Source organism: Duganella sp. sic0402, from assembly GCF_019219065.1.
In the GTDB taxonomy this organism is placed as follows: Bacteria; Pseudomonadota; Gammaproteobacteria; order Burkholderiales; family Burkholderiaceae_D; genus Rugamonas.
Genome location: NZ_JAHUWK010000012.1, coordinates 68,527 through 91,980 on the forward strand (window position 1 = coordinate 68,527; position 23,454 = coordinate 91,980).

19 protein-coding genes and 2 pseudogenes are annotated in these 23,454 nt (G+C 59.4%); 18 read left to right on the plus strand and 3 right to left on the minus strand.

Annotated features, from left to right (window positions below; all coding sequences use genetic code 11):
* Positions 1-10: 10 nt before the first annotated feature.
* From KW842_RS23255 to KW842_RS23300, 10 genes are read left to right on the plus strand one after another with little or no spacing between them, the layout of a single operon-like run.
* The gene (locus KW842_RS23255; protein WP_218306509.1) at positions 11-1,300 is read left to right on the plus strand and encodes an MFS transporter; all 1,290 of its coding nucleotides are present in this window, start codon (positions 11-13) and stop codon (positions 1,298-1,300) included.
* Between the two features lie 33 nt (positions 1,301-1,333).
* The gene (locus tag KW842_RS23260; protein WP_218306510.1) at positions 1,334-2,320 is read left to right on the plus strand and encodes a protocatechuate 3,4-dioxygenase; all 987 of its coding nucleotides are present in this window, start codon (positions 1,334-1,336) and stop codon (positions 2,318-2,320) included.
* Positions 2,321-2,342: 22 nt separating this feature from the next.
* A complete protein-coding gene (locus KW842_RS23265) occupies positions 2,343-3,200 on the plus strand; it encodes an HpcH/HpaI aldolase/citrate lyase family protein (RefSeq protein ID WP_218306511.1) in 858 nt (285 codons plus the stop codon).
* A gap of 1 nt (position 3,201) precedes the next feature.
* A complete protein-coding gene (locus KW842_RS23270) occupies positions 3,202-4,749 on the plus strand; it encodes an acetolactate synthase large subunit (RefSeq protein WP_218306512.1) in 1,548 nt (515 codons plus the stop codon).
* Positions 4,750-4,762: 13 nt separating this feature from the next.
* Positions 4,763-5,641 (plus strand): phosphate ABC transporter substrate-binding protein, encoded by an 879-nt coding sequence (locus tag KW842_RS23275; protein ID WP_218306513.1) that lies wholly within the window; start codon positions 4,763-4,765, stop codon positions 5,639-5,641.
* 39 nt (positions 5,642-5,680) lie between these two features.
* Positions 5,681-7,246: a DUF1302 domain-containing protein gene (locus KW842_RS23280; RefSeq protein WP_218306514.1), complete on the plus strand. Its 1,566-nt coding sequence runs from the start codon at positions 5,681-5,683 to the stop codon at positions 7,244-7,246.
* 18 nt (positions 7,247-7,264) lie between these two features.
* Entirely contained in the window at positions 7,265-8,605 is a 1,341-nt protein-coding gene (locus KW842_RS23285) for a DUF1329 domain-containing protein (protein ID WP_218306515.1), read from the plus strand.
* A 1-nt stretch (position 8,606) separates the two neighbouring features.
* Complete coding sequence (locus KW842_RS23290) at positions 8,607-9,782, plus strand: photosystem II stability/assembly factor-like protein (RefSeq protein WP_218306516.1); 1,176 nt, start codon at positions 8,607-8,609, stop codon at positions 9,780-9,782.
* Complete coding sequence (locus tag KW842_RS23295) at positions 9,779-12,187, plus strand: RND family transporter (protein WP_218306517.1); 2,409 nt, start codon at positions 9,779-9,781, stop codon at positions 12,185-12,187. The genes KW842_RS23290 and KW842_RS23295 overlap by 4 nt, the downstream gene beginning before the upstream one ends.
* A gap of 28 nt (positions 12,188-12,215) precedes the next feature.
* The gene (locus KW842_RS23300) at positions 12,216-13,103 is read left to right on the plus strand and encodes a helix-turn-helix domain-containing protein (protein ID WP_229223863.1); all 888 of its coding nucleotides are present in this window, start codon (positions 12,216-12,218) and stop codon (positions 13,101-13,103) included.
* On the opposite strand, the gene KW842_RS23305 is transcribed toward KW842_RS23300, so the two are convergent.
* On the minus strand, positions 13,100-14,977 hold the full coding sequence (locus KW842_RS23305; protein WP_218306519.1) for a hypothetical protein: 1,878 nt from the start codon (positions 14,975-14,977) through the stop codon (positions 13,100-13,102). The two genes, KW842_RS23300 and KW842_RS23305, sit on opposite strands and share 4 nt — an antisense overlap.
* 91 nt (positions 14,978-15,068) lie before the next feature.
* Between KW842_RS23305 and KW842_RS23310 the strand changes: the two genes are divergently transcribed.
* The 5 genes and pseudogenes from KW842_RS23310 to KW842_RS23330 all read left to right on the plus strand — a co-directional run bounded on the left by KW842_RS23310 (position 15,069) and on the right by KW842_RS23330 (position 20,709).
* Positions 15,069-16,739, plus strand: coding sequence for a methyl-accepting chemotaxis protein (locus tag KW842_RS23310; protein ID WP_373925225.1), 1,671 nt, complete (start codon positions 15,069-15,071; stop codon positions 16,737-16,739).
* A complete protein-coding gene (locus tag KW842_RS23315; protein WP_218306520.1) occupies positions 16,736-17,941 on the plus strand; it encodes an MFS transporter in 1,206 nt (401 codons plus the stop codon). Before KW842_RS23310 ends, KW842_RS23315 begins: the two co-directional genes overlap by 4 nt.
* Complete coding sequence (locus KW842_RS23320; RefSeq protein WP_218306521.1) at positions 17,941-19,059, plus strand: lactonase family protein; 1,119 nt, start codon at positions 17,941-17,943, stop codon at positions 19,057-19,059. Before KW842_RS23315 ends, KW842_RS23320 begins: the two co-directional genes overlap by 1 nt.
* 11 nt (positions 19,060-19,070) lie before the next feature.
* Positions 19,071-19,349, plus strand: a pseudogene (locus KW842_RS23325) (integrase core domain-containing protein); the annotation flags it as partial.
* 64 nt (positions 19,350-19,413) lie between these two features.
* Positions 19,414-20,709 carry a hypothetical protein gene (locus KW842_RS23330; protein WP_218306614.1) on the plus strand — a complete coding sequence of 432 codons (1,296 nt, stop codon included), beginning with the start codon at positions 19,414-19,416 and terminating at the stop codon, positions 20,707-20,709.
* Positions 20,710-20,733: 24 nt separating this feature from the next.
* Here the strand turns inward: KW842_RS23330 and KW842_RS23335 are convergent.
* Together KW842_RS23335 and KW842_RS27910 are read right to left on the minus strand one after the other, a co-directional pair.
* A pseudogene (locus KW842_RS23335) lies at positions 20,734-21,060 on the minus strand (helix-turn-helix domain-containing protein); the annotation flags it as partial.
* Between the two features lie 99 nt (positions 21,061-21,159).
* A complete protein-coding gene (locus tag KW842_RS27910; RefSeq protein WP_218306522.1) occupies positions 21,160-21,270 on the minus strand; it encodes a helix-turn-helix transcriptional regulator in 111 nt (36 codons plus the stop codon).
* Positions 21,271-21,578: 308 nt separating this feature from the next.
* On the opposite strand from KW842_RS27910, the gene KW842_RS23345 reads away from it, so the two are divergent.
* The 3 genes from KW842_RS23345 (at position 21,579) to KW842_RS23355 (ending at position 23,372) form a co-directional block, all read left to right on the plus strand.
* On the plus strand, positions 21,579-22,223 hold the full coding sequence (locus tag KW842_RS23345; RefSeq protein ID WP_218306523.1) for a TetR/AcrR family transcriptional regulator: 645 nt from the start codon (positions 21,579-21,581) through the stop codon (positions 22,221-22,223).
* A 160-nt stretch (positions 22,224-22,383) separates the two neighbouring features.
* On the plus strand, positions 22,384-23,037 hold the full coding sequence (locus KW842_RS23350; protein ID WP_218306524.1) for a protein-L-isoaspartate O-methyltransferase: 654 nt from the start codon (positions 22,384-22,386) through the stop codon (positions 23,035-23,037).
* An 11-nt stretch (positions 23,038-23,048) separates the two neighbouring features.
* Entirely contained in the window at positions 23,049-23,372 is a 324-nt protein-coding gene (locus KW842_RS23355; RefSeq protein ID WP_218306525.1) for a rhodanese-like domain-containing protein, read from the plus strand.
* Positions 23,373-23,454: the final 82 nt, after the last annotated feature.

Genomic DNA, 23,454 nt, shown 5'->3' on the forward strand with positions numbered 1-23,454 from the left:
AAAGAAAAACATGGAGACCAACAACAAACGGCCAGTCGCCAGGAGTCCCTGGCCCATCCTCGCACTGCTGGCGATCGGCCTGCTGATCTCGTTCGTGGACCGTACCAGTCTGTCATCGGCGCTGGCGGATAAAAGCTTTGTGCAGGAGTTCGCGCTGACCAGCGTAGAACGCGGCTGGCTCAACTCGGCCTTCTTCTGGACCTACGGCCTGATGCAGATGCCGATGGGCTGGATCGTCGACCGCTACGGCGTCAAGTGGCCGTACACCATCTGCTTCGTGGCGTGGTGTGCCGCTGCCACATTGACCGGCATGGTGACTGCGCTGTCAGCGCTGATCCTGATGCGCCTGATTATTGGCGCGGCCGAAGCGGTGGTCATCCCGGCCAGCTATCGCTGGATCGGCAGCAACTTCGACGAAAGTCAAAAGGGCCTGGCGGTCGGGTTGTTCACCATGGGCGGCAAATTCGGTCCTGCCATCGGTGCCCCGATCGCTGCCTGGATCATCGTCAATTACTCGTGGCAATTCATGTTTGTCGCCACCGGCCTGGTCGGCCTGCTGTGGCTCGGACCGTGGCTGCTGATGGTGCGCAACGATTTCCCGAGCAAGGCAGAACTGGCGGTCAACAAGCAAAAGGCGTCGTCGGTCACAGTCGGCAATCTTTTGTCCAGCCCGGTTGTATGGGGCGGCATGATCAACAACTTCTGCTATGGCTACTTCACCTTCTATTGCATGACGTGGATGCCGGCCTACCTAGTCGAGCAGCGTGGACTATCGCTGTCGTCGTCCGGTTTGTACACATTCGTCAGCTTCGCCGGCATCGCCATCGTTGCCACGCTGGCCGGTTGGGGCGCGGATCGGGTTATCGCCCGAGGCCACGATGCAGTCAAGGTGCGCAAGGCTTTCATCATCGCCGGCTTTATCGGTGGCAGCAGCGTGCTGTTTGGCGTCTATGCGACCTCGCTGGAAGCGGCGCTGTTCTGGAACGTTCTGTCGCTGTCGCTGCTGGGTTTAGTCACCGCCAACAATCTGGCGCTATGCAAGCTGACGCTGATTCCCAAACAAGCCATCGGCCTCAACACCGGCGTGCAGCAGGTGGCGACCAGCCTGGCAGGCGGTATCTCGGCCAGCGTCTCCGGCTGGTTGCTGCACACCAGCGGCAACTACAACCTGCCAATGATGGTGATCTTCGTCATCCTGCTGATCGGCGCCGCAAGTACGCTGATCTTGCTGCAGCGTAAATGGGCGCCCAAGGTCGCCGACGAAGAACCTGCCGCCAAAACGACCGAAGCAATCGCCTGACGCATTGCAAGAACAATCTACTGAGGAATACACATGGCAAAAATTGTATTTGGCATGGCTGTGCCACACAGCGGCATGCTGGGCCAGGCGCCAGAAGACTGGCTGAAAAACGGCGAACGTGATCGCAACAACCCCGAACTGTGGTTCCGCAACCGCACCTGGACTTATCCTGAACTGGAAGCGCACCGGGAAGCCGCATTTGAAAAATACCTGACCATCGAAGAACGCACTGAACGTGCCACCCGCTGCCGCGCCGCGCTGGACAAGATGGCGCAGGCTTACCGCGAAGCCAAGATCGATGTGGCGATCATCCTCGGCAAGGACCAGAAAGAGATCTTCCTCGACTTCTCGCCGTCGATTGCGATCTACAGCGGTGAGGAAGTGCATAACGGGCCGCCACAACGCTCGGTGTATGCGCCAGACCATCATGTGACGCATCCATGCCATCCGGAGCTGGCCAAGCACCTGATCGACAGCTTCCAGAAGGAAGGCTTCGATCTGACCGACCTGTTCCAGTGGCCGGACAACGTGTGGATGAAGCCACTACCGGACTATCCGGTAGTGCCGCATGCCTACAGCTTCGTCTACCACCAGATCATGGACGACAACCCTCCGCCGCATGTACCGGTCATCATGAACTGCTTCTATCCGCCGACGCAGCCATCGATGGCGCGCTGCATCGAATTCGGCCGCGTGCTGCGTGATGCGGTGAAGGCCTGGCCGGAAGATGTCCGCGTTGGCATCTTCGCTTCCGGCGGCCTGTCGCACTTCGTCAACGACGAGGAGTTCGACCAACAGGTCATGAAGATGCTGGGCGAATACGACTACGACGGACTGGCCGCCATCCCGGACGGCTATTACCAGTCCGGCACCTCGGAAATCAAGCTGTACGTCAGCGTGATGAAGGCGGTGGAAGAAACCGGCGCCGAGATGACCGTGGTCGATTACGTCCCCTGCTGGCGCACCGCCGCCGGCACCGGTGAAGGCATGGGATTCATGTACTGGAACGCCGAACAATAACCGACAGAATACGAGGAACATCATGAGCAATACCCGCCTGAACGGCATCATCCGCGCCTGGGAACAGGGCAAAGTGGCTTTCACCGCCTTCTCCAAAATCGACAAGCAATCCGCCATCGACATGAGCGATGCGCCGTATGACGGCATCGTGTTCGAGATGGAGCACAATCCGTATGACGTATCGGCGCTGGGCGACTCGTTGCAGTATCTGTTGAACCGCAAACAGATCGTCACCGCCGGCTCGCTGGCGCCGCAGGTAACGCCGCTGGCGCGCATTCCGGCCAATGGCGTGGAGATGAACCAGTCGTTCGCTAAGCAGGTGCTGGATCGCGGTGTGTATGGCGTAATCACGCCGCACGTGGCGACCGTTGAGCAGGCGTACAACGCGGTGGCGTCCTGCCGTTATGCAAGGCCGAAGAATGCGCCGCTGTATGAGCCGAAAGGCGTTCGTGGCGATGGTCCGATGAATGCGTCGCGCTATTGGGGACTGACGCAGCAGGAATACTATGCCAAGGCCGACGTGTGGCCACTGGCACCACAGGGTGAAATCTTGTGCGGCCTGATGATCGAGTCGACTCAGGCAATCGGGAATCTGGACGACATGCTGGCCAATGTTCCGGGAATCGGCTTTGTGCTGATCGGTGAAGGTGATCTGTCGCAGGAGCTGGGCCTGGCGCGTCAGTACGATCACCCGGAAGTACTGGCCGCCATGGGGCAGATCGTGGCGACCTGCCACAAGCACGGCGTCAAGGTCGGCAATCCCCACGTCACCGCTAACAACTACGAGCGTCTGCTGAAGGAAGGCTACAGCTTCCTGATGTCTGCGCCGCAGCGCAGCTACGGCGTGATCGGCAAGGCGCGCGAAATGGCGGGGTACTGAGATGAACGGCGCCGAGAGCCTGGTCAAAACCTTGACCGATCAGGGTGTGGATATCTGTTTTGCCAATCCGGGTACGTCGGAGATGCATTTCCTGAAGGCGCTGGAGAATCCACGCATGCGCAGCGTGCTGTGTTTGTTCGAAGGCGTCTGCACCGGCGCGGCGGATGGCTACTATCGCATGAAGGGCACACCCGCGTCCACGCTGTTGCACCTTGGACCTGGCTTGGCCAACGGGCTGGCAAACATCCATAACGCCAAGCGCGCGTCATCGGGCATGGTCAACATCGTCGGTGAGCATTCGGCGTCGCACCTGAAGTACGATCCGCCGTTGACGTCGGACATCGAAGGCTTGGCGCGCCCGCTCAGTCATTGGGTGCGCCGCTCCGAAACATCAGCCGCTGTCGCCTGGGATGTCAGCACCGCGATCGCCAAGGCCAGCGAACATCCGGGAAAAATCGCCACGCTGCTGCTACCGGGCGACACGTCGTGGCAAGACGCCGGCGATCTGGTAGTGCCGCCGCCGGCTGCACGACAGATCAAGCGCCCCGATCCTTCGCGCATAGAGGCCATCGCCAAAGTACTGCGCTCCGGCGAACCAACGCTGGTGATCCTGGCCAACCGAGCAACACGCGGTGACGCGGTCGAACTGGCCGGCAAGCTGAAGACATCCACCGGCTGCCGTCTGGCGACGCAGTTTTTCACCTCCCGCATCGAACGCGGCGCGGGCCGTGTCACGCTGGAACGTATACCCTACGCCGTGCCGCAAGCGCTGGAATTCCTCAAAGGCTTCAAGCACATCATCACGCTGGAAACCACCGAGCCAATCGCCTTCTTCAGCTACCCGGACAAACCTTCGCTGCTGAAAGCCCCGGGCACCACGGTCCACACGCTGAGCGAGGCCGATGAAGACAGCGCCGCCGCTCTGCAAATGCTGCTCTACGCGCTGAATGCCGGCGCCGCAAAAGCTGTGCTGCAAGCACGCGCCGAAGCCATCGTCCCGCAAGGTGCGCTGACCCCGGCCACCATCGCCGCCGCCCTGGCCGCAGCGCTGCCCGAGCACTGCATCCTGGTCGACGAATCGCTGACCACCGGCCGCGAAACCATGGGCCTGACCGTCGGCGCCGCACCGCATGACCTGATCAACAACATGGGCGGCTCGATCGGCTACGGTACCCCGGTGGCCACCGGTGCCGCGCTGGCCTGCCCGGACCGTCGCGTGTTCTGCATGGTCGGCGATGGCAGCGCCATGTACACCATCCAGTCGCTGTGGACGCAGGCGCGCGAAGGCCTCAACGTCACCACCATCATCTTCGCCAACAACAGCTACGCCATCCTGAAAGCCGAATACGCCAACATGGGCGCCGGCGCTCCCGGCCCGCAAGCGCTGGCGATGATCGACATCGACAGGCCACGCATCGACTGGCTGGCCATGGCCAAGAGCATGGGCGTGCCTGCAATCGCCGTCGACACGGCCGAAGGCTTCCACAAGGCCATGGTGAACTCCGCGCGCGAGCAAGGCCCGACCCTGATCGAAGTCCGCCTGTACTAATCAAGGAATCCATATGACTACCGTATTACGCACCAATCTCTCAGAATACAAAGTAACCCAGGCACTACTTGACGGCCGTATTTCCTCGGACATCGTCAAGCTGGACTTCTGCGGCCCAACCCCGGCGCACAACGGCTTCAAGGCCATGGTGCGCGAAAATAAATTCGACGCCGGCGAGCTGGCCATCGTCACCTTCCTGCAAGCCAAGGCTTACGGTAAGCCGTACGTGCTTCTGCCAGCGCCGATCTCCGGGCGCTTCCAGCACCACTGCGCTGGCTTTAACATCGACTTCGGCCACCTCGATCCAAAAGACATCGAAGGCCGCGAAGTCGGCGTACGCACTTACACGCAAACCACCGCGCTGTGGATACGCGGCATCCTTCGCCACGAATATGGCGTCGATCTGGATAAGGTGATCTGGCGCACGCTGGGCGACGGCCACCTGGCCGAATACAGCGATCCGTCCAACTGCGTACGTCTGCCGGCCGGCTCATCGATCCCCGACATGATGATGAAAGGCGAACTGGCTGCCGCGCTCCTCGGCGAAGACATGCCGAAGGACGACCGCGTACGCACGTTGGTTCCGGATGCTCACAACGCCGCAAAAAAATGGTTTGAGCGCGAAGGCGTGGTGCCGGTCAATCACTTCTTCGTCGTGCACGCTGACGTCTCGAAAAACAACCCGGACGTGGTGCGCGAAATATACCGCATGCTGATCGCCGGCCGTCAACAGGCCGAAGGCGGCGTCCCGGCCATCTTCCCGCCGATCGGACTCGAAGCCAACCGCAAGGGCATCCAGCTGGCGATTGACTGGGCGCTCGATCAAAAGATTATCCCTCGACGATTGTCGGTTGACGAACTGTTCGACGACATCACTGGCAGTCTCGGATAAAACGCAGTACCCCTAAAAAACTAAAACAACGGAGACAAAATGAAAAAACTAGCAATCGCATCCGCCATCGCCACGATGATGGCGGGTGGCGCGGTGCAGGCGACGGATCTCAATCCCGGCGGCGAATGGCAAATCCGCTGGGACAACACCCTGAAGTACAGCGCCGGCACCCGCGTGGAATCACGCGACCCGGCACTGATCACCGGCTCTACCAAAGTCAACAACGACGACGGTGATCGCAACTTCAGCACCGGCCTGATTTCCAGCCGCTACGACCTGCTGACCGAGTTCGATATCCAGAAGGACGGCTTCGGCCTGCGCCTGTCCGGTGCCGCTTGGTATGATTCGGTCTACAACCGCGCCACCGCCAATTACGCCACCAGCAGCAACAACGTTAGCCGCCCGGCCAATCAATTCTCGCCAGAGACCCAGCGCATCGCCGGTCGCAATGCCGAGATGCTGGACTGGTTCGTCTTCGGCCGCAATCAGATCGGCGACACCACGCTCTCGTATCGCCTCGGCCAGCACTCGCTGATCTGGGGCACCACGCTGTTCTTCGGTATGAACGGCATGGCCAAAGGCATGGCACCGATCGATCTGTACAAGTTGTCGATTCCAGGCACGCAGGCGAAGGAAACCACCATCCCGGTGCCGCAGCTATCCAGCACCCTGCAACTGACTAACGACACCAGCGTCGAAGCTTATGTGCAGTTCAAATACCGTCCTACCCGCCTGCATCCGTCCGGTAGCTACCTGAGCGCCACCGACATGCTGGGCGATGGCGCCGAGTCGATGTACGCCGGTCCGCTGAAGCTGAAGAATATGGGCCTGGTCAAAGGCGACTTACCGAACAACTTCGGCTTCGCGCTGAACACCCGCAGCGAAGCGCTGGACGCCGACCTGGGTTTCTACGCCACGCGTTATAACGATGCCTCAACCCAGGTGGTGACGCAAGCCGCCACCCAGCGCTACTACCTGGCCGTGCCAAACGGCGTGCGCGCCTTCGGCGCCAGCATCTCGCGGCTGGTGGGCATTGCCAACGTTGGCCTGGAACTGTCGGTGCGTGACGGCCAGCCGCTGGTGGCAAAACAAGGCACGGTGGTGCTACCGGTCGGCCAGACCGCCGCCTGGCTGAATGACAATACGCCGTATCCAACCGGCCGTACATCGCACCTCAACCTATCCACCACCATCGTTAGCGGCGCCACCGGCGCGTGGGATGGCTTGGCGGTGGTTGGCGAGTTGTCGGCTAATCACCTCAACAGCGTCAAAGAGAACGCGGCCAAGGTCGATACTGCCCTGAACACCACCAGCTACGGCGGCCGCATCGTGGTCACGCCAACCTGGTATCAGGTCGCCTCCGGCCTGGATCTCAGCGTCCCGCTGAATGTGGGCTGGTCGTTCAAGGGGCGCTCGGTGATCGACACCGCGTTCCCGTTCTCCGGCAGCCCAGACAAGGGCGGCGAGATTGCAGTCGGCGTTACCGGTACTTATCTGACTAAGTATATCGCCAATCTGACCTTCATCAATTATCGCGGCAAGGCTACCAGCCAGCCGCTGCTGGATCGCGACTATGTGCGTTTCAGCCTGCAAACCAGCTTCTGATCAAGAGGAGACATTCAGATGAAAAAGCATATGAACACATGGCTGGCACTCGGCCTGGCCTCCATCGTCGCTACTGCTGCGGCACAGGCGCCTAATCTTAAATCTGGCACGCTGACGCCGATGGGTGCAGAACGCGCTGGTAACAAGGACGGTACGATTCCCGCCTGGGATGGCAAGGCGGTCGACACAAAACCCGGTGCCGACAACAAGCGCCCTGATCCGTATGCCAGCGAAAAACCGTTGTTGTCGATTAACGCCGCCAGTGCAGCTCAGCATGCAGACAAGCTGACCGATGGCACCAGGGCGCTGTTGGCGAAATGGCCTGGCATGCGCATCGATGTGTATCCTTCGCACCGCAGCGCGGTGTTCTCGCCGGCGATTTACGATGCGGTTGCAGCCAATGCCGCGCGCGCCAAACTGGCGAACGGTGGTCTGACGGTGGAAGGCGCTTACGGCGGCATCCCATTCCCGGCGCCAAAGAATGGCCACGAAGCGTTGTGGAATCACATGTTGAGCTATCGCGGCCAGCTGACCACCTTCATTGCCGACAAGTATGTGATGACGGCTGGCGGCGATCGCGTGCTGACCAATCGGCAGCGCACCAATCTTGCGTACCCTTACTACGACCCGAAAGGCAAGCCGGATGGCTTTAGCGGCGAGTGGGCGAGGGCGCGCCTGGATGTTACGGAGCCGCCAGCCAATGCAGGCCAGGCTTTGATGACCATCGACTATGTCGACAACTACAGCAAGCCGAAAGACGGCTGGCAGTATGTGCCTGGCCAGCGCCGTGTGCGCAAGTCGCCGTCGCTGGTGTATGACACGCCGGATGCTTCCGCCGCTGGCCTTGCCAACTTTGACGATGTGAATCTGTTCATCGGCGCGCAGGACCGGTATGAGGTCAAACTGCTGGGCAAGAAGGAGATGTACATCCCGTACAACAACAACGGCTTATTCCGCAAACCGGTGAATGCGGTCATCGGCAAGGGTACGCTAAATCCGGACGCGGTGCGCTGGGAGCTGCATCGCGTATGGGTGCTGGAGGCCACGCTGGCCAATGGCAAGCGCAACGTCGCCGCCAAGCGCCGTCTGTATCTGGATGAGGATACCTGGCAGGCGGTACTGGCCGATACCTGGGATGCGCAGGGCAAGCTGTGGAAGACTGGCCAGGCCTTCACGCTGCTAGCGGGCGACGAACCGTCTGCCAGTACGCTGAGCTACACCTGGTATGACCTGCTGTCCGGCGGCTGGGTGTATGCGGCGGCGATCAATGAGACGGGCGGTGTGTCGTATCAGGACTACGACGCCAAGCAACTGAGCAAGTTCACCTCCAGCGCGCTGGCCAGCGGCGGCGTGCGTTGATATGAAGCCGTTCAGCATCAACAAGCAGCGCACTGTCGCTGCCGTGCTGGCGGTTTGTGCCGCCAGCTGGTGCGGTGCAAGCCTGGCAGCGGAACCGGATCGCGTTGCGGGTTCGCTGCCGGCTGCGCTGCTGCGTCCCGCGTTAAAGGTGGCACGGCCGGAGCAGGCCAATCTGATGGCCGTGGTCCGCGTTGGTAATCGTCTGCTGGCTGCTGGCGAGCGCGGGTTGATTATATATTCCGATGATTCCGGCCAACGCTGGATGCAAGCGCAGGTGCCTGTCAGCGTCACGCTGACCGCATTGCGCTTTGCTAATGAGCGTGATGGCTGGGCAGTGGGTAATATGGGCGTGGTCCTGCGCAGCACCGATGGCGGTATCAACTGGAAGCGCGTGTTCGACGGCAAGCAAGCCGCAGCCCTTGCCGAGCAAGCCGCTCAAGCGGCCTGGGATGCGACCAAGCCAGATCCCAATGACGCCGAGCATCCCCTCAATCTGTTGCTGGACGATGCGCATCGCCTGGTAGACGAAGGCGCCGACAAACCCCTGCTCGACTTGCGCCTGCAAGCCGACGGTTCGGTGTTGGTGGTCGGCGCCTACGGCCTGGCCTACACCACCAGCGATAGCGGCAAGACCTGGCAAGCGCTAATGAAAAGCCTGCCGAACCCAAACGGCTCCACTTACTACGGTATCGCCGAGCGTCAGCAGGAGCAATACCTGTTCGGCGAGCAAGGCGTGCTGCTGCGAGCTGCCGTGCCCGGTGAAGCATTCACAGCGCAAACCTCGCCTGCTAGCGGGAGCCTGTTCGGTGGTCTGGCAACCAGGGAGGGCACGCTGATGCTGTACGGCCTGCGCGGAAAGGTCTATCGCAGCACGCAGGCTGGTGCAGCATGGACGGAAGTGCAAACGCCAGTCGACGCCTCGCTGATTACCGGCCTTCAACTGCCGGATGAAACGGTGTTGCTACTCGGCTCCGCCGGCCAGATCGTGGCCAGCAAGGATCAGGGGCAAACGTTCAATGCGCTGCCGCTGAAAAACCGCTTCCCTTTCACCGGCGCTACCCTTGCTCCAGACGGCACGCTGATTATCACCGGCACCCGCGGTCTGTTACGCGTGCCGGCCTCCAGTCTGAGCGCCGCCCCAGCCCTGGCACTCCCCTCTAAAGCCGCAAAGCCATGAACACCTCGCATCAGAATCACGCTACCTTCGATCCCAACTCCGGAAACCGCCTGGAGCGCCTGGTGTTCGGCTACCGCCGTGCGCTGCTGGCGTTCTGCCTGCTAGTGACGGTACTGCTTGGCTGGCAAGCCAGCCGTATCGTCCCTAACGCCAGCTTCGATGGCATGCTGCCAATGAATCATCCGTATCTGCAAAATTACCTGGCCGAACGCAAGAAGCTGGTTTCCCAGGCCAACAGCCTGCGCATCGTGGTCGAGCACAAAGGCAACGGCAGCATCCTTGATCCGCACTACCTCGACACATTGCGTCACATCAACGACGATATCTTCCTGTTGCCCGGCGTGGTGCGTGGCCAGCTTAAATCGCTGTGGACACCGTCAACCCGCTGGACCGCCGTCACCGAACGTGGTTTCGAAGGCGGTACCGTCATCCCAGATGACTACAACGGTACGCCAGCGTCGCTGGCCCGCGTGCGCCTCAACATCGAACGTTCCGGCGAAGTCGGTCAACTGGTCGCCCGCGACTTCCAGTCCAGCGCCCTGATCGTGCCGCTGGCCGAGCGCGATGAAGACGGCAAGGAACTCGATTACGCGGCCTTGTCGCAACAGCTGGAAAAACTGCGCGCCAAATATCATTCTGACAGCATCGAAATCCACATCACCGGCTTCGCCAAGGTCGCCGGCGACCTACTGGAAGGCCTGGTGCAGGTGTTGGCCTTTTTCGCGCTGGCGGCCGCCATCGTCACTGCCATAGTCTACTGGTACACCCGCTGTATACGCAGCACTCTGCTGGTCGTCACCTGCTCGCTGATCGCGGTGATCTGGCAACTCGGCCTGCTGCCACTGCTCGGCTACTCACTTGACCCGTATGCCGTGCTGGTGCCTTTCCTCGTCTTCGCCATCGGCATGAGCCACGGTGCACAAAAAATGAACGGCATCATGCAGGACATCGGTCGCGGTATGCACCGGCTGGTGGCTGCCCGCTACACCTTCCGCCGCCTGTTTATGGCTGGCTTCACCGCATTGGCCTGTGACGCGGTCGGCTTTGCTGTACTGATGATGCTGGACATCCAATCAATCCGCCGTCTCGCCATTACCGCCAGCCTGGGCGTGGTGATCCTGGTCATCACTAATTTGATTTTGCTGCCGATACTGCTCAGCTACACCGGCGTCAGCGCCAAGGCCGCCAAACGTGCCGCGCTAGCCGACAATCAGGATGGCAATCGCCGCACGCTATGGACCATGCTGTGTAAATTCACCGAGCCGCGCTGGGCCATCGGCACCATCGCCGCTGCCATACTGCTGGGGGCCTATGGCCTGCACGTCAGCGGCGCGCTGCAAGTAGGCGATCTTGATGCCGGCGCGCCGGAACTGCGTCCTCAATCGCGCTATAACCTCGACAACAGCTATCTCACTCAGCATTACAGCACCAGTAGCGATGTATTAGTGGTCATGGTGCGCACGCCTGTACAAGGCGCAATGAAATTGCCGGTACTTGAACGCGTGGATGAACTGGAATGGCGCTTACGGCAAGTGGAAGGCGTGGAGACCACGCAGTCGGTCGCCTCGCTGGCGCGGCAAACAGCGGTTGGCATGAACGAAGGTAATCCGCGCTGGTACGAACTGCAACCGAATCAGGCTGCCTTGAACACCGCCAGTTCGCGCGCGCCGCGCAGCCTCGTCAACTCAGACTTCTCGCTGCTACAGTTACAGGTCTACCTGACCGATCACAAGGCCGCCACCTTGCGCCGGGTCAGCGCCGCCGTCGAAGCCTTCGCCAAAGAGAACAATAGTCCAGAGGCGCAGTTCCTGCTGGCCGCAGGCAATGCCGGTTTCGAAGCTGCCACAAACGCCGTCGTCGAAAAAGCCAACCACGAGATGCTATTGCTGGTCTACGGCGCGGTACTGGTGCTGGCTTACGTCACATTCCGCGACTGGCGAGCGGTGGCCTGCGCCATCCTGCCGCTGATGCTGACCTCGGTGCTGGCGGAGGCACTGATGGTGTGGCTGAATATCGGCCTCAAGGTCGCTACGCTGCCGGTGGTGGCGCTGGGTGTGGGCATCGGCATTGACTATGCGCTATATGTGCTGAGCATCATGCTGCAACAGATGCGGCTAGGCCTGCCGCTGGCGCAAGCCTATCACCGCGCGCTGCTATTCACCGGCCGCGTGGTGATGTTAACCGGCATAACGCTGGCACTCGGTGTGGCAACATGGGCGCTGTCGCCGATTAAGTTCCAGGCCGATATGGGTGTTCTGCTGGCGTTTATGTTCATCGTTAATATGATCGGCGCACTGGTGCTTCTGCCTGCCTTGGCGCGCTTCCTGCTCAAGCCGCCGGCGAAGGTTCAGGCCGAACAGGCAGTGCCCGAGCTTGAACGCAAGCGCGCAGCCTCTTCGGTATAGAATGGTCATCATTGCTCAAGAGACGGCGATGATGACCAAGATAGAAGGCGCGCTGACGCCAGTTCCCAGACTGCGTTTGTACGTGGAACGTCACCAGGACGAAAACTGGTTTGTCCATGTGGGCCACGTTGCAAACCGTGGCCGCTGGAAAATCGAACCGCATACCCATCCCGAATACGGCCAACTGATCTTCGTGCGCGAAGGCCGTGGCGTGATCACGCTGGAAGGCACCAGCGTACCGTTCGTCGGTCCCTGCGCCCTGTTGCTACCCACCGAATGCGTGCATGGCCTCGACTACGAAGTCGACCAGGACCGCTGGGTTGTCACCATCGAAGTCAGCTATCTGGCACAGATCAACGCCAAGCTGCAGGAGTTCACGCAACTGTGGGCCGGCCCGCGCATCATTCCGCTGTCGTACACGCCCGAAGTCGAACGCGAATCCTACCAGTTGATACGCAGGCTGGAACAGGAGATGTTGTCCAACTCTGTTGGCCGCTCTGCCGCGCTGGAGGCGCTGCTGACCATGTTGCTGCTGACGCTGATCCGCGCCATGCCCAGCGGCCAGTTTGAACACGAAAGCGCCAACCCGGCCAATGTACGCCAGGCCGAACGCTTCCGCGATCTGGTCAATCAACACTATGGAAAGAATTTGCGACTACAGGAATATGCGTCGATGATGGCGATATCGGTGTCACAGCTACGGGCCGCCTGTGCCTCCGCGTTGGGCCAGAGCCCGACCAAGCTGATCCATTCCCGCATTGTGACCGAGGCCAAGCGCAGTCTGATCTTCAGCGATCTGCCGGTGGAGCAGATCGCCTTTCGGCTGGGCTTCGACGATGCAGCGTATTTCACGCGCTTTTTCCGCCGCGAAGTCGGGCAAACACCCAGCCAGTTTCGGACTACCGCGAAGAATTAATTCGACGGCAAATACAAGGGCATCGAATCTTCCCAGCGGCTGTCGGTCAGCAGGCGCTTGTTGCTGCCGTCGGCGTTCATCACGTAGATTTGGCCGTACTGCTGGAAGGTCTGCTCGTACAGTGCCGCCTCATCGCGGAAGCCATGCTGCGAACCACTCCACATGATGCGGCCATCCGCAGCCCACACGGCATGGCCATCGCTTGATTCGTGGTCGGTGGCGCGGAACAGATCGCTGCCATCTGGGCGGATGGTGTAGACGTCGTAATTGCCGTCATCGCGGCGACGAGTGAAAACGATGCGCTGGCCGTCCGGCGACCAGCCAGGCAGGTTGTCGATGCCCTGGGTCAGCACGCGGGTCTTGCGCGTATCCAGGTTGAGGATGCGCAAGCCCTTTTCTTGTGCACTCCAGACGCGGAACACGATTTCTTTGCCATCGGCCGAATAGCTAGGGAAGCCGGAGTGCAAAGTGCCATCGGTCAGCTGTTCCAGGCCGCTGCCGTCGCGGCGCACGCGCCAGATGGCGGCGGTCATGGTATTGCGTTCGGCGAACCAGTAGCCAAGGCCGAAGGTGATCCATTCACCGTCCGGCGACCAGCATGGCTGGAAGGCACCCGCCAGGCCCATGCGGACCTTGGTCTCATCAAGACCACGGCCGCTGGATTCAAACACCTTGCGTTTGTCGGAACCATCCGGGCGCATGACCCAGACCGAGCTGTTGCCCAACTGCTTATCAGTGTAGACAATCCAGCCGTCGCGCGACATCAGCGGGTAGACGTCGACATGGCGATAGTCATATTCAGGGTCCCAGCTAAACAGCGGCTTCATCAGCGGCCGGATCGGCTTGAACGATACCTTCTCGTAGATGACCGATTTTTCATCAGCTGACCAGCTGGGCGAACGGATAAAGGTCTGCTTTACCGGCGCGCGGTTCGAGGTGTAGGCCAGGCCTTCGTTCGGGCCATACTTGATCAGGTAGCCGATTTCGGTGTTGCTGAGGTATTGCGGTTGCAGCTTGAGATCGGTCCCGGTGGTGTGTTCGGTACGGTCCTTGCCGGTGGCCGCATCCACCGAGACGATCTGCGAGTACGCCTTGCCTATGTAGTTCGGCCGGCGCGCCCCCCAAGTGGCTTCCACCGTCATTTCATAGAACACGATGCGCTTGCCGTCCGGCGACCACTGTGGTGAGCCGAGGCAGTAACCCTGCTTCGCCACCACCTGGCGGAAGCCGCTGCCGTCCGGGCGCACCATGTAGATGGCCAGTTCTTGAGTGTGCTCCCAGCCCTGGCCTTGATCGTGGCCGGTCCATTCGGTGTTGCGGTCACTGGAGAAGGCAATCCATTTGCCATCCGGCGACCACGATGGACGGAAGTAGCAGTCCGGTTTGCCATCTTTACCCTTGATTTCACCAATGCCGGTCAGCTGGCGTACCTTGCCGCTTGCCATATCGCGTAGCCAGATGTTGGCGCGGTAGCCATTGGCGGTGGAGACGAAGGCCAGGGTTTTGCCGTCCGGCGAAAGCACGCCGGCGTCTTCCATGGAATCGGTTTTGGCCAGTACCTCGATACCGGTGCCGTCAGCGCGGGCGCGATAGAGGTCGGACTGTCCATCGGCGCGGCGCTCAGAAGTAAACAGCAACCATTTGCCGTCTGGCGAACGGCTGGCGTTGTAGTCGAAGGCCGAGTCAGCCAGCAGTTTGCGCTCATTGCTGCCATCCAGATTGGCGATGTACAGATCCGAAATCGATGGAGCGATACGATTCATTAGCATCACGCCTTTTTTCTTCACTTCCGCCGCCTTGGCGACCACAGCCAGCGGCAATTGCGCTGCTACGGCGGCCGTGCCAAACAGGCGAAGGATTTTTCTGCGATCCATGTGTGCTCCTAGTAATTGTTGTGTGACCGGACACAGCGCCGACCATGACAGACAGTATGGCCACCGTGCCCGCCGCTGTCCTTAAACAAAAGTGAAAATCGCTGGTACTTTTTTACTGTCGCAGACGTTAAAAAGTGCCGGTGAATGTCATTTTTGTACAGAGACGCCGGCAGTTGCCATCCTCTATTCTCGCGGCATGAGACAACTTTCCTATAGAAGCGCCGGCATTGCACGGCGCCTGCATCTGGTGTGCGGAGCGCTATCGCTGGCATTCGCTGGCGCGGCGGTCTTCGCGTATTTCAATTTAAATCATGTCATGCAACTGGCGCGACAAACCGAGAACCTGCGCGTGCCGCAGTTGCAGCGTGTGTCGACCACCGAGCTGGAGGTGACGCGGGTGCTGTTGCTGCTGCGGCAATCCATCCTCGCGCGCAATGAGAAAGAACTGAAGCGTCAGCTGGACGGCATCGGCGATAAACATCAGCAGATAAGCGTCACCATGCAAGCCTATCAGCAAAACCTGCTGACGGAAGAGGAACGCGCACGCTTTTCCAAAGTGCCGCAATTGCTAGAGACTTTCTGGGCCGTGGCTGCCGAGGATACGCACTTGATTCTTGCAGGGCAAAAAGAGGAGGCGCTGGCTTTTTTGATGGACAAGACCGTGCCGGCACGTACTGAACTGCTGGCGGCGCTGCGTGATGCCGTTAAACTGCAAGGCAGTGGCCTGCGTGATGAGCTGAGTGAAGTGGTGTCCGAGGCACAGCGCACGCTGGCGGTACTGGTGGTGCTGGCTGGCGTGTCGATTGTCGGGTTGGGATTTCTGTCATGGCATGTCGCTAAGGTGCTGCAACAGCGACTGGCGGTGTCCCGCGCGGTTGCCGAGCGCGTGCGTGATGGCGACCTGTCACTTGCGGTGCGAGATGATGCAATCGATGAATTCTCGCCGTTGCTGACGGCACTCAATGACATGCAACGCGCGCTGACAAAGGTGGTTTCGAATGTGCGCACCAACTCCGAAAACGTGGCCAGCGCCAGTGCCGACATCGCCCACGGCAGCCAGGCGCTCAGTGCGCGCACCGAGCAGCAGGCCAGTGCCTTGCAGCAGACCGCCGCCACCATGGAACAGTTGGGGGAGACGGTACGAACCAATGCCGACAGCGCGGTACAGGCCAGGCAACTTGCATTGGGTGCTTCGACCGTGGCGGCACGCGGCGGTGCAGTGATCGGGCAGGTCATTGTGACCATGCAGGAGATACAAGGTAGTGCCACACGCATCGCCGACATCATTGGCGTCATCGACGGTATCGCTTTCCAGACCAACATCCTGGCGCTGAATGCGGCAGTGGAAGCTGCACGTGCCGGAGAGCAGGGACGTGGCTTTGCCGTAGTTGCCAACGAGGTGCGCAACCTGGCCCAGCGTAGCGCGACGGCCGCGCACGAAATCAAGGAACTGATAGCCTCGTGTGTAAAGCAGGTTAGCAAGGGCAGCGCGCTGGTAGGCGAAGCTGGCGCTACGATGGATGAAATCGTCGCAGCTATCAACCGGGTGGTACATATCGCGACCGAGATTAGTGCCGCCAGCGCAGAACAGAGCAGCAGTGTCGGCCAGATAGGCCAGGCAGTGGCACAGATGGACCGAGTGACACAACAAAACGCCGCACTGGTGGATGAAAGTGCCGGGGCGGCCGCCAGCCTCAAAGGCCAAGCCGCGCAGTTGGTGATGGCGGTGGCGGTATTTAAGCAAGGAGCAGAGATTCTGTGAGACGCTATCTCGCTGCCCGCTTCATGGGCGTGATGGGGAATAACATCATTGCCGTTGCACTAGGCTGGCAGATGTATGAGCTGACTGCCAGCGGTTGGTATCTCGGCCTAGTTGGGCTAGTGCAGTTTGTGCCGGCGTTGCTACTGACCGTGCCGGCCGGTCTGCTGGTCGATTCCGTCGACCGACGCGTTGTGTTTTCTATCAGCCTGGCGTTGCAAGGTGCGGCGTCGGTGATGCTGGCCTGGGGCAGTCACGCTGGCTGGGCGGGTCCGGGTGCGATCCTGCTGGTATGCGTATTGATCGGCGTAGCACGATCATTGCAGTTGCCGGCACAGCAGGCCTTGATACCGGCGCTGGTCGCGGCATCAGGATTGCCGCAGGCATTGGCGATCAACGCTTCTGTCAACAAGCTGGCGATGGTCAGCGGGCCGGCCTTAGGCGGCTTTCTGTATGCGGGCGGCGCGGCGCTGGTGTACGGTGTGTGTGCGGTGGCGTTCTTGGTATCGGCCGTACTGGCAATGTTGATCTCCGCACCGATCGCCGCACGCAAGCGAGAGAGCCTTACCTGGAATGCGATGTTTGCAGGTATCGGTTTCATTCGCGACAATCCGGTGATACTCGGAGCGATGTCGCTCGATATGTTCGCCACCTTGCTGGGGGGCGGCATGCCGTTGCTACCGATGTTTGCTAAGGATATCCTGCATACCGGCGCCTGGGGACTGGGCCTGCTGCGCGCCGCGCCGGCAATCGGCGGTCTACTGATCACGGCGGTAATGACACGCTGGCCGCTGAAGCACAAAATCGGTAGGCGCATGTATGGTGCTGTGGTTGCCTACGGGCTGATCTCAATCGGCTTCGCCTTCTGCACCAGTCTGTGGGCGGCGCTGCTGGTACTTGCGCTGCTGGGGGCTGCCGATGTGGTCAGCACCGTGCTGCGTCACTCCGTGGTGCAGATCGAGACTGACGATGACTTGCGCGGTCGCGTGGGCGCGGTCCATGCCACCAGCATTGTCGCCAGCAATCAGCTCGGACAATTCCGCGCCGGCGTGATGGCAGAGTGGCTCGGGCCAGTTGGGGCCTTAATGGCCGGCGGTATGGCGACCATACTGGTTGCCGCATGGTGGACACGCCTGTTTCCCGATCTGCTGCACCGTGACCGGCTGTTCCGGTCTACAATTCCCGTTCACATTGGAGCAAAATAATGAAGCACTTTCTGGGTGCCGTTTTGATGATTTTGTCCGCCGGTCTGGCGCAGGCAGACCTGGTATACGTGGGCTCACAAGGAAATCAGTTACACGCGCTGCACTTTGACGTAGACAGTGGCAAGCTAAGCGCCATCGGTGCGGTTGCCGAAGGCTTGCGTCCCACATGGACGGTGGCGCATCCTCAGTTGCCGGTGTTGTATGCGGTAGATGACGACAGTGCGCGTCCCGGCAGTGTTACAGCGTTCTCGGTGAACCGGGCCAACGGCTCACTGAGCAAGATGAATGTCGCCCCCTCTGGAGGTAACGGTGCAACGTACTTGTGGCTAGATGTGCCGTCACGCACGCTGCTGGCCGCTAACTTCGCTAGCGGTTCGGCGTCGAGCATTGCGGTGCGGCCAGACGGTAGCCTGGGATCACTGGTATCCACTATCCAGGCCACCGGCTCGGGACCGCATCGCAGGCAGGCCGGTCCGCATGCGCATAGCGCGGCGGTTGATCTGTCCGGGCGGTATGCGCTAGTGCCAGACATGGGCGCGGACCGGGTGTTCATCTACGCGCTGGACCGCTCAACGCACGCGCTGTCCGCATTACCCTCACCGGTTGGTGCCAGTCGCGCTTATGTGGCTCAACCCGGTAGCGGTCCGCGACATCTGGTGTTTAGCCGTGACGGCCAATTTGTCTGGCTGCTGAATGAACTGACGGCAGAAGTCACTACGCTGCGCTGGGATGCCCAGCGAGAACAGCTGACAGATGTGCAAACACAAGCTATTAGCAGCGCGGCATTTACCGGTACGCGCAGCGGTGCAGAGATACTGCTAAGCCCCGATGGACGCTTTGTCTACGTCGAAGATCGCGGCGAGCGCACACTTGTGGCATATCGCGTGAATGCCGACACCGGCGAACTTGACTTCGTCCAGCGTATCGCTTCCGGAGGTGAGGTTCCATGGGGTATGGCGATACACGCCTCCGGACGCTGGCTGCTGGTCGCACATCAACGCAGCAATATCGTCAACGTCTTTAGTATTGATCCCGCTACCGGCGTGCTGGCCAATACTGGTGAGTCCGCCACAGCGCCCGCAGCGGTCAGCATTACTTTTTTTTCTGATGCACAGTAGTTAATAACGCCAGTCGTAAATTCCGTCAGCGCTTGTGGCACTATCGGATACGACAGAGTATGAGCCGTCGGGGAAATTGTTGGGATAACTCCTCGATGGAACGGCTGTTCCGCGGCTTCAAAACGGAATGGCTGCCGTCCACCGGTTACATGACGGCGCAGGAAGCACGGCGGGACATCAGCCACTACCCAGTGCACCGGAATAGCTGGATACGACCACATCAGTTCAATGAGGGATTGGCACCGGCCGTCACCGAAGAAAAACTTAACGTAGTGTCCGGAATGGGTTGACCACTACAGTCGCAATGGTTTTGCGATGAGGGCTTTCTGGAATTCTTGGAGCAATAGAAATCTAATGACTAAAGGAATCGAAAAGCACTTTACCGCACTGTGGAAACGTGCTCAACAGGCATCCTACCTAGATTCATTAACAGCGGATGAGCTGCGAGTATGGGCCACACAACGTGGCTTGCGTGTTGAGACACTGGAGGAGCGCAATGTGGGACTTTTCTCGCCGACGCGATGCTTGGTACTCTGCGTTGAAGGTCACAAAGGGTGTATTCCATTGGTTTCTTCGAGCGGAGACCCTGACTGGAAACTTAGACGAGAGTGGGCGGATCGTAAAGCGGCGCTGTGGGATAAGATGGAATGGTTTTCACCCCTTTGGATACCAAACGGTGAGGTCAGTAAGATTCTGAAAGATGCTGAAGGCGGCGACCGAAAGCGTGCGATCGAACTGTTCAATTACCATACGTCGACGCTCTACACTCTTGCATTTCAGGCCGTTTGCATAGCCCAATTCTTTCCGAAATCGCGGTGTTTGCGTGATTTTGAACCTCTTGCGCGCGAGGCATACTTAGCGTTCTACAGCGGCTACCGTGCGGCCAGTATTGCCTCCCTCATTCCTGCGATTGAGGGGGCAATTGACCGTATCATCGCCGACGACCGTTCTGATATTCAAATACCGCATAAGGTCAACCATGCGGTGGAACGCGCAATTGACCGCGCTATCGGACAACACTACGAAGGCAATTGGATGCCACCAGAATACCTAACTCGCGAATATTTGTTTGCCCTTGATGAGCGTGTTTACTGTTTAGAGACCTTCCGGCGCTGGCTGAACAATCACTTCTTTAGAAGGATTCCCGAGTACGAAGGCGTTACTTGGCTTAACCGCCACATGTTCGCCCACGCAGGCTCGTCGGAGTGGCAACAGTCTTCTAACTTCGTGCGGCTGATCATCGCGCTAGCCACACTGGGTGTTGTGGATTCCTGGCATCACGGTTCATATGATATACCGTTGATGTTTCCGGCAATGAACGACGACAGTAAGCTTTTACATCAGCAAGCTATCATTAGAGCACAAGCACAAAGCGTAGTTATCCAGTTGGAGGAAAAGAATTTTCATGACAACGGTCGCCGCGTGCCTGTGTTACCAACAGACGATGGCGTCACATTGCGTCTGGCCCGACTTACTGAGGACTGCATGACAGATTTGGTAAGACCGCTCCGCGATGCCGGCTGGCAGGTCGAGGTAGGTATTCCTCAAGAAGACGGAGAGTTCATGAGCGTCACTGCAATAGATGGCGATGAGCGCATCCAGGTGGGATTTCTCTACAGCTGCGCCACGGATTGTTCGTTTGCTCGATGAATTGACCCACTCAGTTTGACCCGCCTTCCACTGCCTGGCAAACGCTGCCACGCGGTCATACGACCCTTCGTAACCCAGTTCTTTCAGGTCCGCGTGGATCTGTTTCAAACTGCGCCGCTGCTTGCGCGGCTTGCTTGCTTCGGCCTTGAGCCATCCTGATAATTGCAGAGAGTATTTGTCTAGCCCGCTCGCTATACGCCGCTCGGCATAGCTGGGCTCAGTCATTTCCGATCGTAGATAACGTCGGACGGTATTGCGCGAGATGCCGAGGCGTCGGGCAATCTTCCGTAGGGGAATCTGGTCACGAATGTGCCAGCGTCGAATTATGCCTAGTAAAGCCACGTCGATCACTCCGTTCTCCTGCCGATGAGACAGGTCGAATTGTGCTCTTCACGTGTGTCAGTTTCAGTTGCAAATTACTGGGGAAAGTGGGTCAATTTTCGGTGCAAATCAACATGCGGATATATAGCTCTGCTCAACACCAAGTTTCAGAGCGAAATCGACTTGTTTCAGACCACACGCGGTGCGTAATTCCTTCATCAAAATTGAAAACGGGCTCATAGCAATTCACTGCCTTTAATAGAACCTGCAATCGCAGTATAGGTGCGCGACTGAGGGTTTGCAAAATATTTTTACTGAGAAAATTCGGAAATTGTCGGAAAAATTCAGCAATTCCGACAATTGTCGGAATTTATGATGGTTTTAAGTGTTTGATTATTAAGATGCTCTGTTCAAGTTTATATTCCGTGTTCAAGTTTATATTCCGTGTTCAAGGTTTTATTCCCGAGTGCCACCAATGGCCTGCTTGACTGTCAGTAGTCTTGCGCTTATATTAATGACTTACGAGTAAGTTACTTTTCACGACACCCATGCAAGCCCCTCAAGACACCAAGCCACGCTGGGAGCGGCGCAAGGATGCGCGGCCGCAAGAATTGCTGGCGGCGGCGCTGGAGCAATTCGTCGAGCGCGGCTATGCCGCCACGCGGCTGGAGGATGTCGCCAAGCACGCCGGCGTCTCCAAAGGGACGCTGTATTTGTATTTTGCCAACAAAGAAGAACTGTTCAAGGCCGTGGTGCGCGCCAATATCGTTGCCACCATCGGCGAGGCGGAGCAGGACGCGGCCAGTCACGACGGTCCCAGCGGCGAGCTGCTGGGCGCGCTGATGCTGCGCTGGTGGCGCGAAATCTGCGCTACACCGCTTGGCGGCATCACCAAGCTGATGTTCGCCGAAGGGAATAACTTTCCCGAGCTGGCGCAGTTCTACAACGATGAGGTGGTGGCGCGCGGCAGCAATCTGTTTATCCGCGTGCTCAGCCGTGGCATCGAGCGCGGCGAGTTCCAGCCGGTCGACCCCGTCATCATGACACGGGTGCTGATTGCCCCGGTGCTGATGCTGATGATGTGGACCCACTCCTTCATGCCCACCTGCGACATGCCCGATATCCCGCCGGAAGCCTTCATGGAAACGCTGATCAGCACCACCTTGCGTGGTTTGAAAGCCGATCCGCCGTGAAGCGTTTTTCCGTCCAACTTGCCTTTTTCGCAGTTTCACCCCCCTTAAACTGCAGACTGTCGCAATTTCCCGCGATCCGGCCGTCTAATCGTTAATATGTGCCTCCATGCCAGTTCAACGATAAAATGACGGATTATTTAATCCCGACATGAGTCATAAGATGAATATCGAACAAGCCCGCTTCAACATGATCGAACAGCAAATCCGCCCTTGGGACGTCCTGGACGCCGAGGTTCTGGAACTGCTGCACGTAGTTAAACGTGAGAATTTCGTGCCTGCCGCGCACAAGGCGCTGGCGTTTGCCGACATTGAAGTCCCGCTGCCGGGCGGCGAAGCGATGCTGGCGCCGAAGATCGAAGCCCGCCTGCTGCAGGACCTTGGCCTGAAAAAACATGAATCCGTGCTGGAAATCGGCACCGGTTCGGGCTACCTGACGGCGCTGCTGGCGCACAAGGCGCGTCATGTGACCACGGTGGAAATCTCGCCGGAACTGAAGGCGCTGGCCGAGAAAAACCTGGCCGACAACGGCGTCAGCAATGTCAGCGTTGAGCTGGGCAATGGCGCGCAAGGCTGGACCACTGGCGCACCATGGGATGTGATCGTGGTGGGCGGTTCGCTGCCGGTGCTGCCGGAAGCGTTGTTGCAACAATTGAAAGTGGGCGGCCGTCTGGCGGTCATCATCGGCCAGGCACCGGCGATGAAGGCACAGCTGGTTACCCGCACCGGCGACGCCGGCTACGACACCCGCACGCTGTTCGAAACCAACGTCAAGCCGTTGGCGTCGGCGGTGGAACCGTCGAAGTTCAAGTTTTAAGCGGGCCGGCGATGCAGCAGATTACCGCGCTGGAGCTGGCCGACTGGCTGGCCGACGAGGCGCGTCCCAACCCGGTGTTGCTGGACGTGCGTGAAAACTGGGAGTTCGAGACCTGCCGCATCGACGGTTCGGTCCAGATCCCGATGAATACCATACCAGCGCGCATTGACGATCTGGATGAGGATGCGGCCATCGTCTGCATCTGCCATCACGGTGCGCGCAGTATGCAGGTGGCTGCCTTCCTGGAGCGTAATGGCTTCGGCAAGATGATCAACCTGACCGGCGGCATCCACGCCTGGGCGCTGCAAGTCGATAGCACGATGGCCAAGTACTGATGGCCGGCGCGCTGGTCGGCCGGCGCAGAGGCGAGTGTTTTTGATTTGTTCAACTTTTTTGATGACTCCAACGGAGATTGCA

Excerpts from the sequence above, each read along its gene's own strand:
- KW842_RS23280 (WP_218306514.1), top strand. The coding sequence starts at position 5,681 with ATGAAAAAACTAGCAATCGCATCCGCCATCGCCACGATGATGGCGGGT.
- KW842_RS23300 (WP_229223863.1), top strand. The coding sequence starts at position 12,216 with ATGATGACCAAGATAGAAGGCGCGCTGACGCCAGTTCCCAGACTGCGT.
- KW842_RS23295 (WP_218306517.1), top strand. The coding sequence starts at position 9,779 with ATGAACACCTCGCATCAGAATCACGCTACCTTCGATCCCAACTCCGGA.
- KW842_RS23345 (WP_218306523.1), top strand. The coding sequence starts at position 21,579 with ATGCAAGCCCCTCAAGACACCAAGCCACGCTGGGAGCGGCGCAAGGAT.
- KW842_RS23330 (WP_218306614.1), top strand. The coding sequence starts at position 19,414 with ATGACTAAAGGAATCGAAAAGCACTTTACCGCACTGTGGAAACGTGCT.
- KW842_RS23275 (WP_218306513.1), top strand. The coding sequence starts at position 4,763 with ATGACTACCGTATTACGCACCAATCTCTCAGAATACAAAGTAACCCAG.
- KW842_RS23265 (WP_218306511.1), top strand. The coding sequence starts at position 2,343 with ATGAGCAATACCCGCCTGAACGGCATCATCCGCGCCTGGGAACAGGGC.
- KW842_RS23285 (WP_218306515.1), top strand. The coding sequence starts at position 7,265 with ATGAAAAAGCATATGAACACATGGCTGGCACTCGGCCTGGCCTCCATC.
- KW842_RS23270 (WP_218306512.1), top strand. The coding sequence starts at position 3,202 with ATGAACGGCGCCGAGAGCCTGGTCAAAACCTTGACCGATCAGGGTGTG.
- KW842_RS27910 (WP_218306522.1), bottom strand. The coding sequence starts at position 21,270 with ATGAGCCCGTTTTCAATTTTGATGAAGGAATTACGCACCGCGTGTGGT.
- KW842_RS23355 (WP_218306525.1), top strand. The coding sequence starts at position 23,049 with ATGCAGCAGATTACCGCGCTGGAGCTGGCCGACTGGCTGGCCGACGAG.
- KW842_RS23290 (WP_218306516.1), top strand. The coding sequence starts at position 8,607 with ATGAAGCCGTTCAGCATCAACAAGCAGCGCACTGTCGCTGCCGTGCTG.
- KW842_RS23350 (WP_218306524.1), top strand. The coding sequence starts at position 22,384 with ATGAATATCGAACAAGCCCGCTTCAACATGATCGAACAGCAAATCCGC.
- KW842_RS23320 (WP_218306521.1), top strand. The coding sequence starts at position 17,941 with ATGAAGCACTTTCTGGGTGCCGTTTTGATGATTTTGTCCGCCGGTCTG.
- KW842_RS23260 (WP_218306510.1), top strand. The coding sequence starts at position 1,334 with ATGGCAAAAATTGTATTTGGCATGGCTGTGCCACACAGCGGCATGCTG.
- KW842_RS23305 (WP_218306519.1), bottom strand. The coding sequence starts at position 14,977 with ATGGATCGCAGAAAAATCCTTCGCCTGTTTGGCACGGCCGCCGTAGCA.
- KW842_RS23255 (WP_218306509.1), top strand. The coding sequence starts at position 11 with ATGGAGACCAACAACAAACGGCCAGTCGCCAGGAGTCCCTGGCCCATC.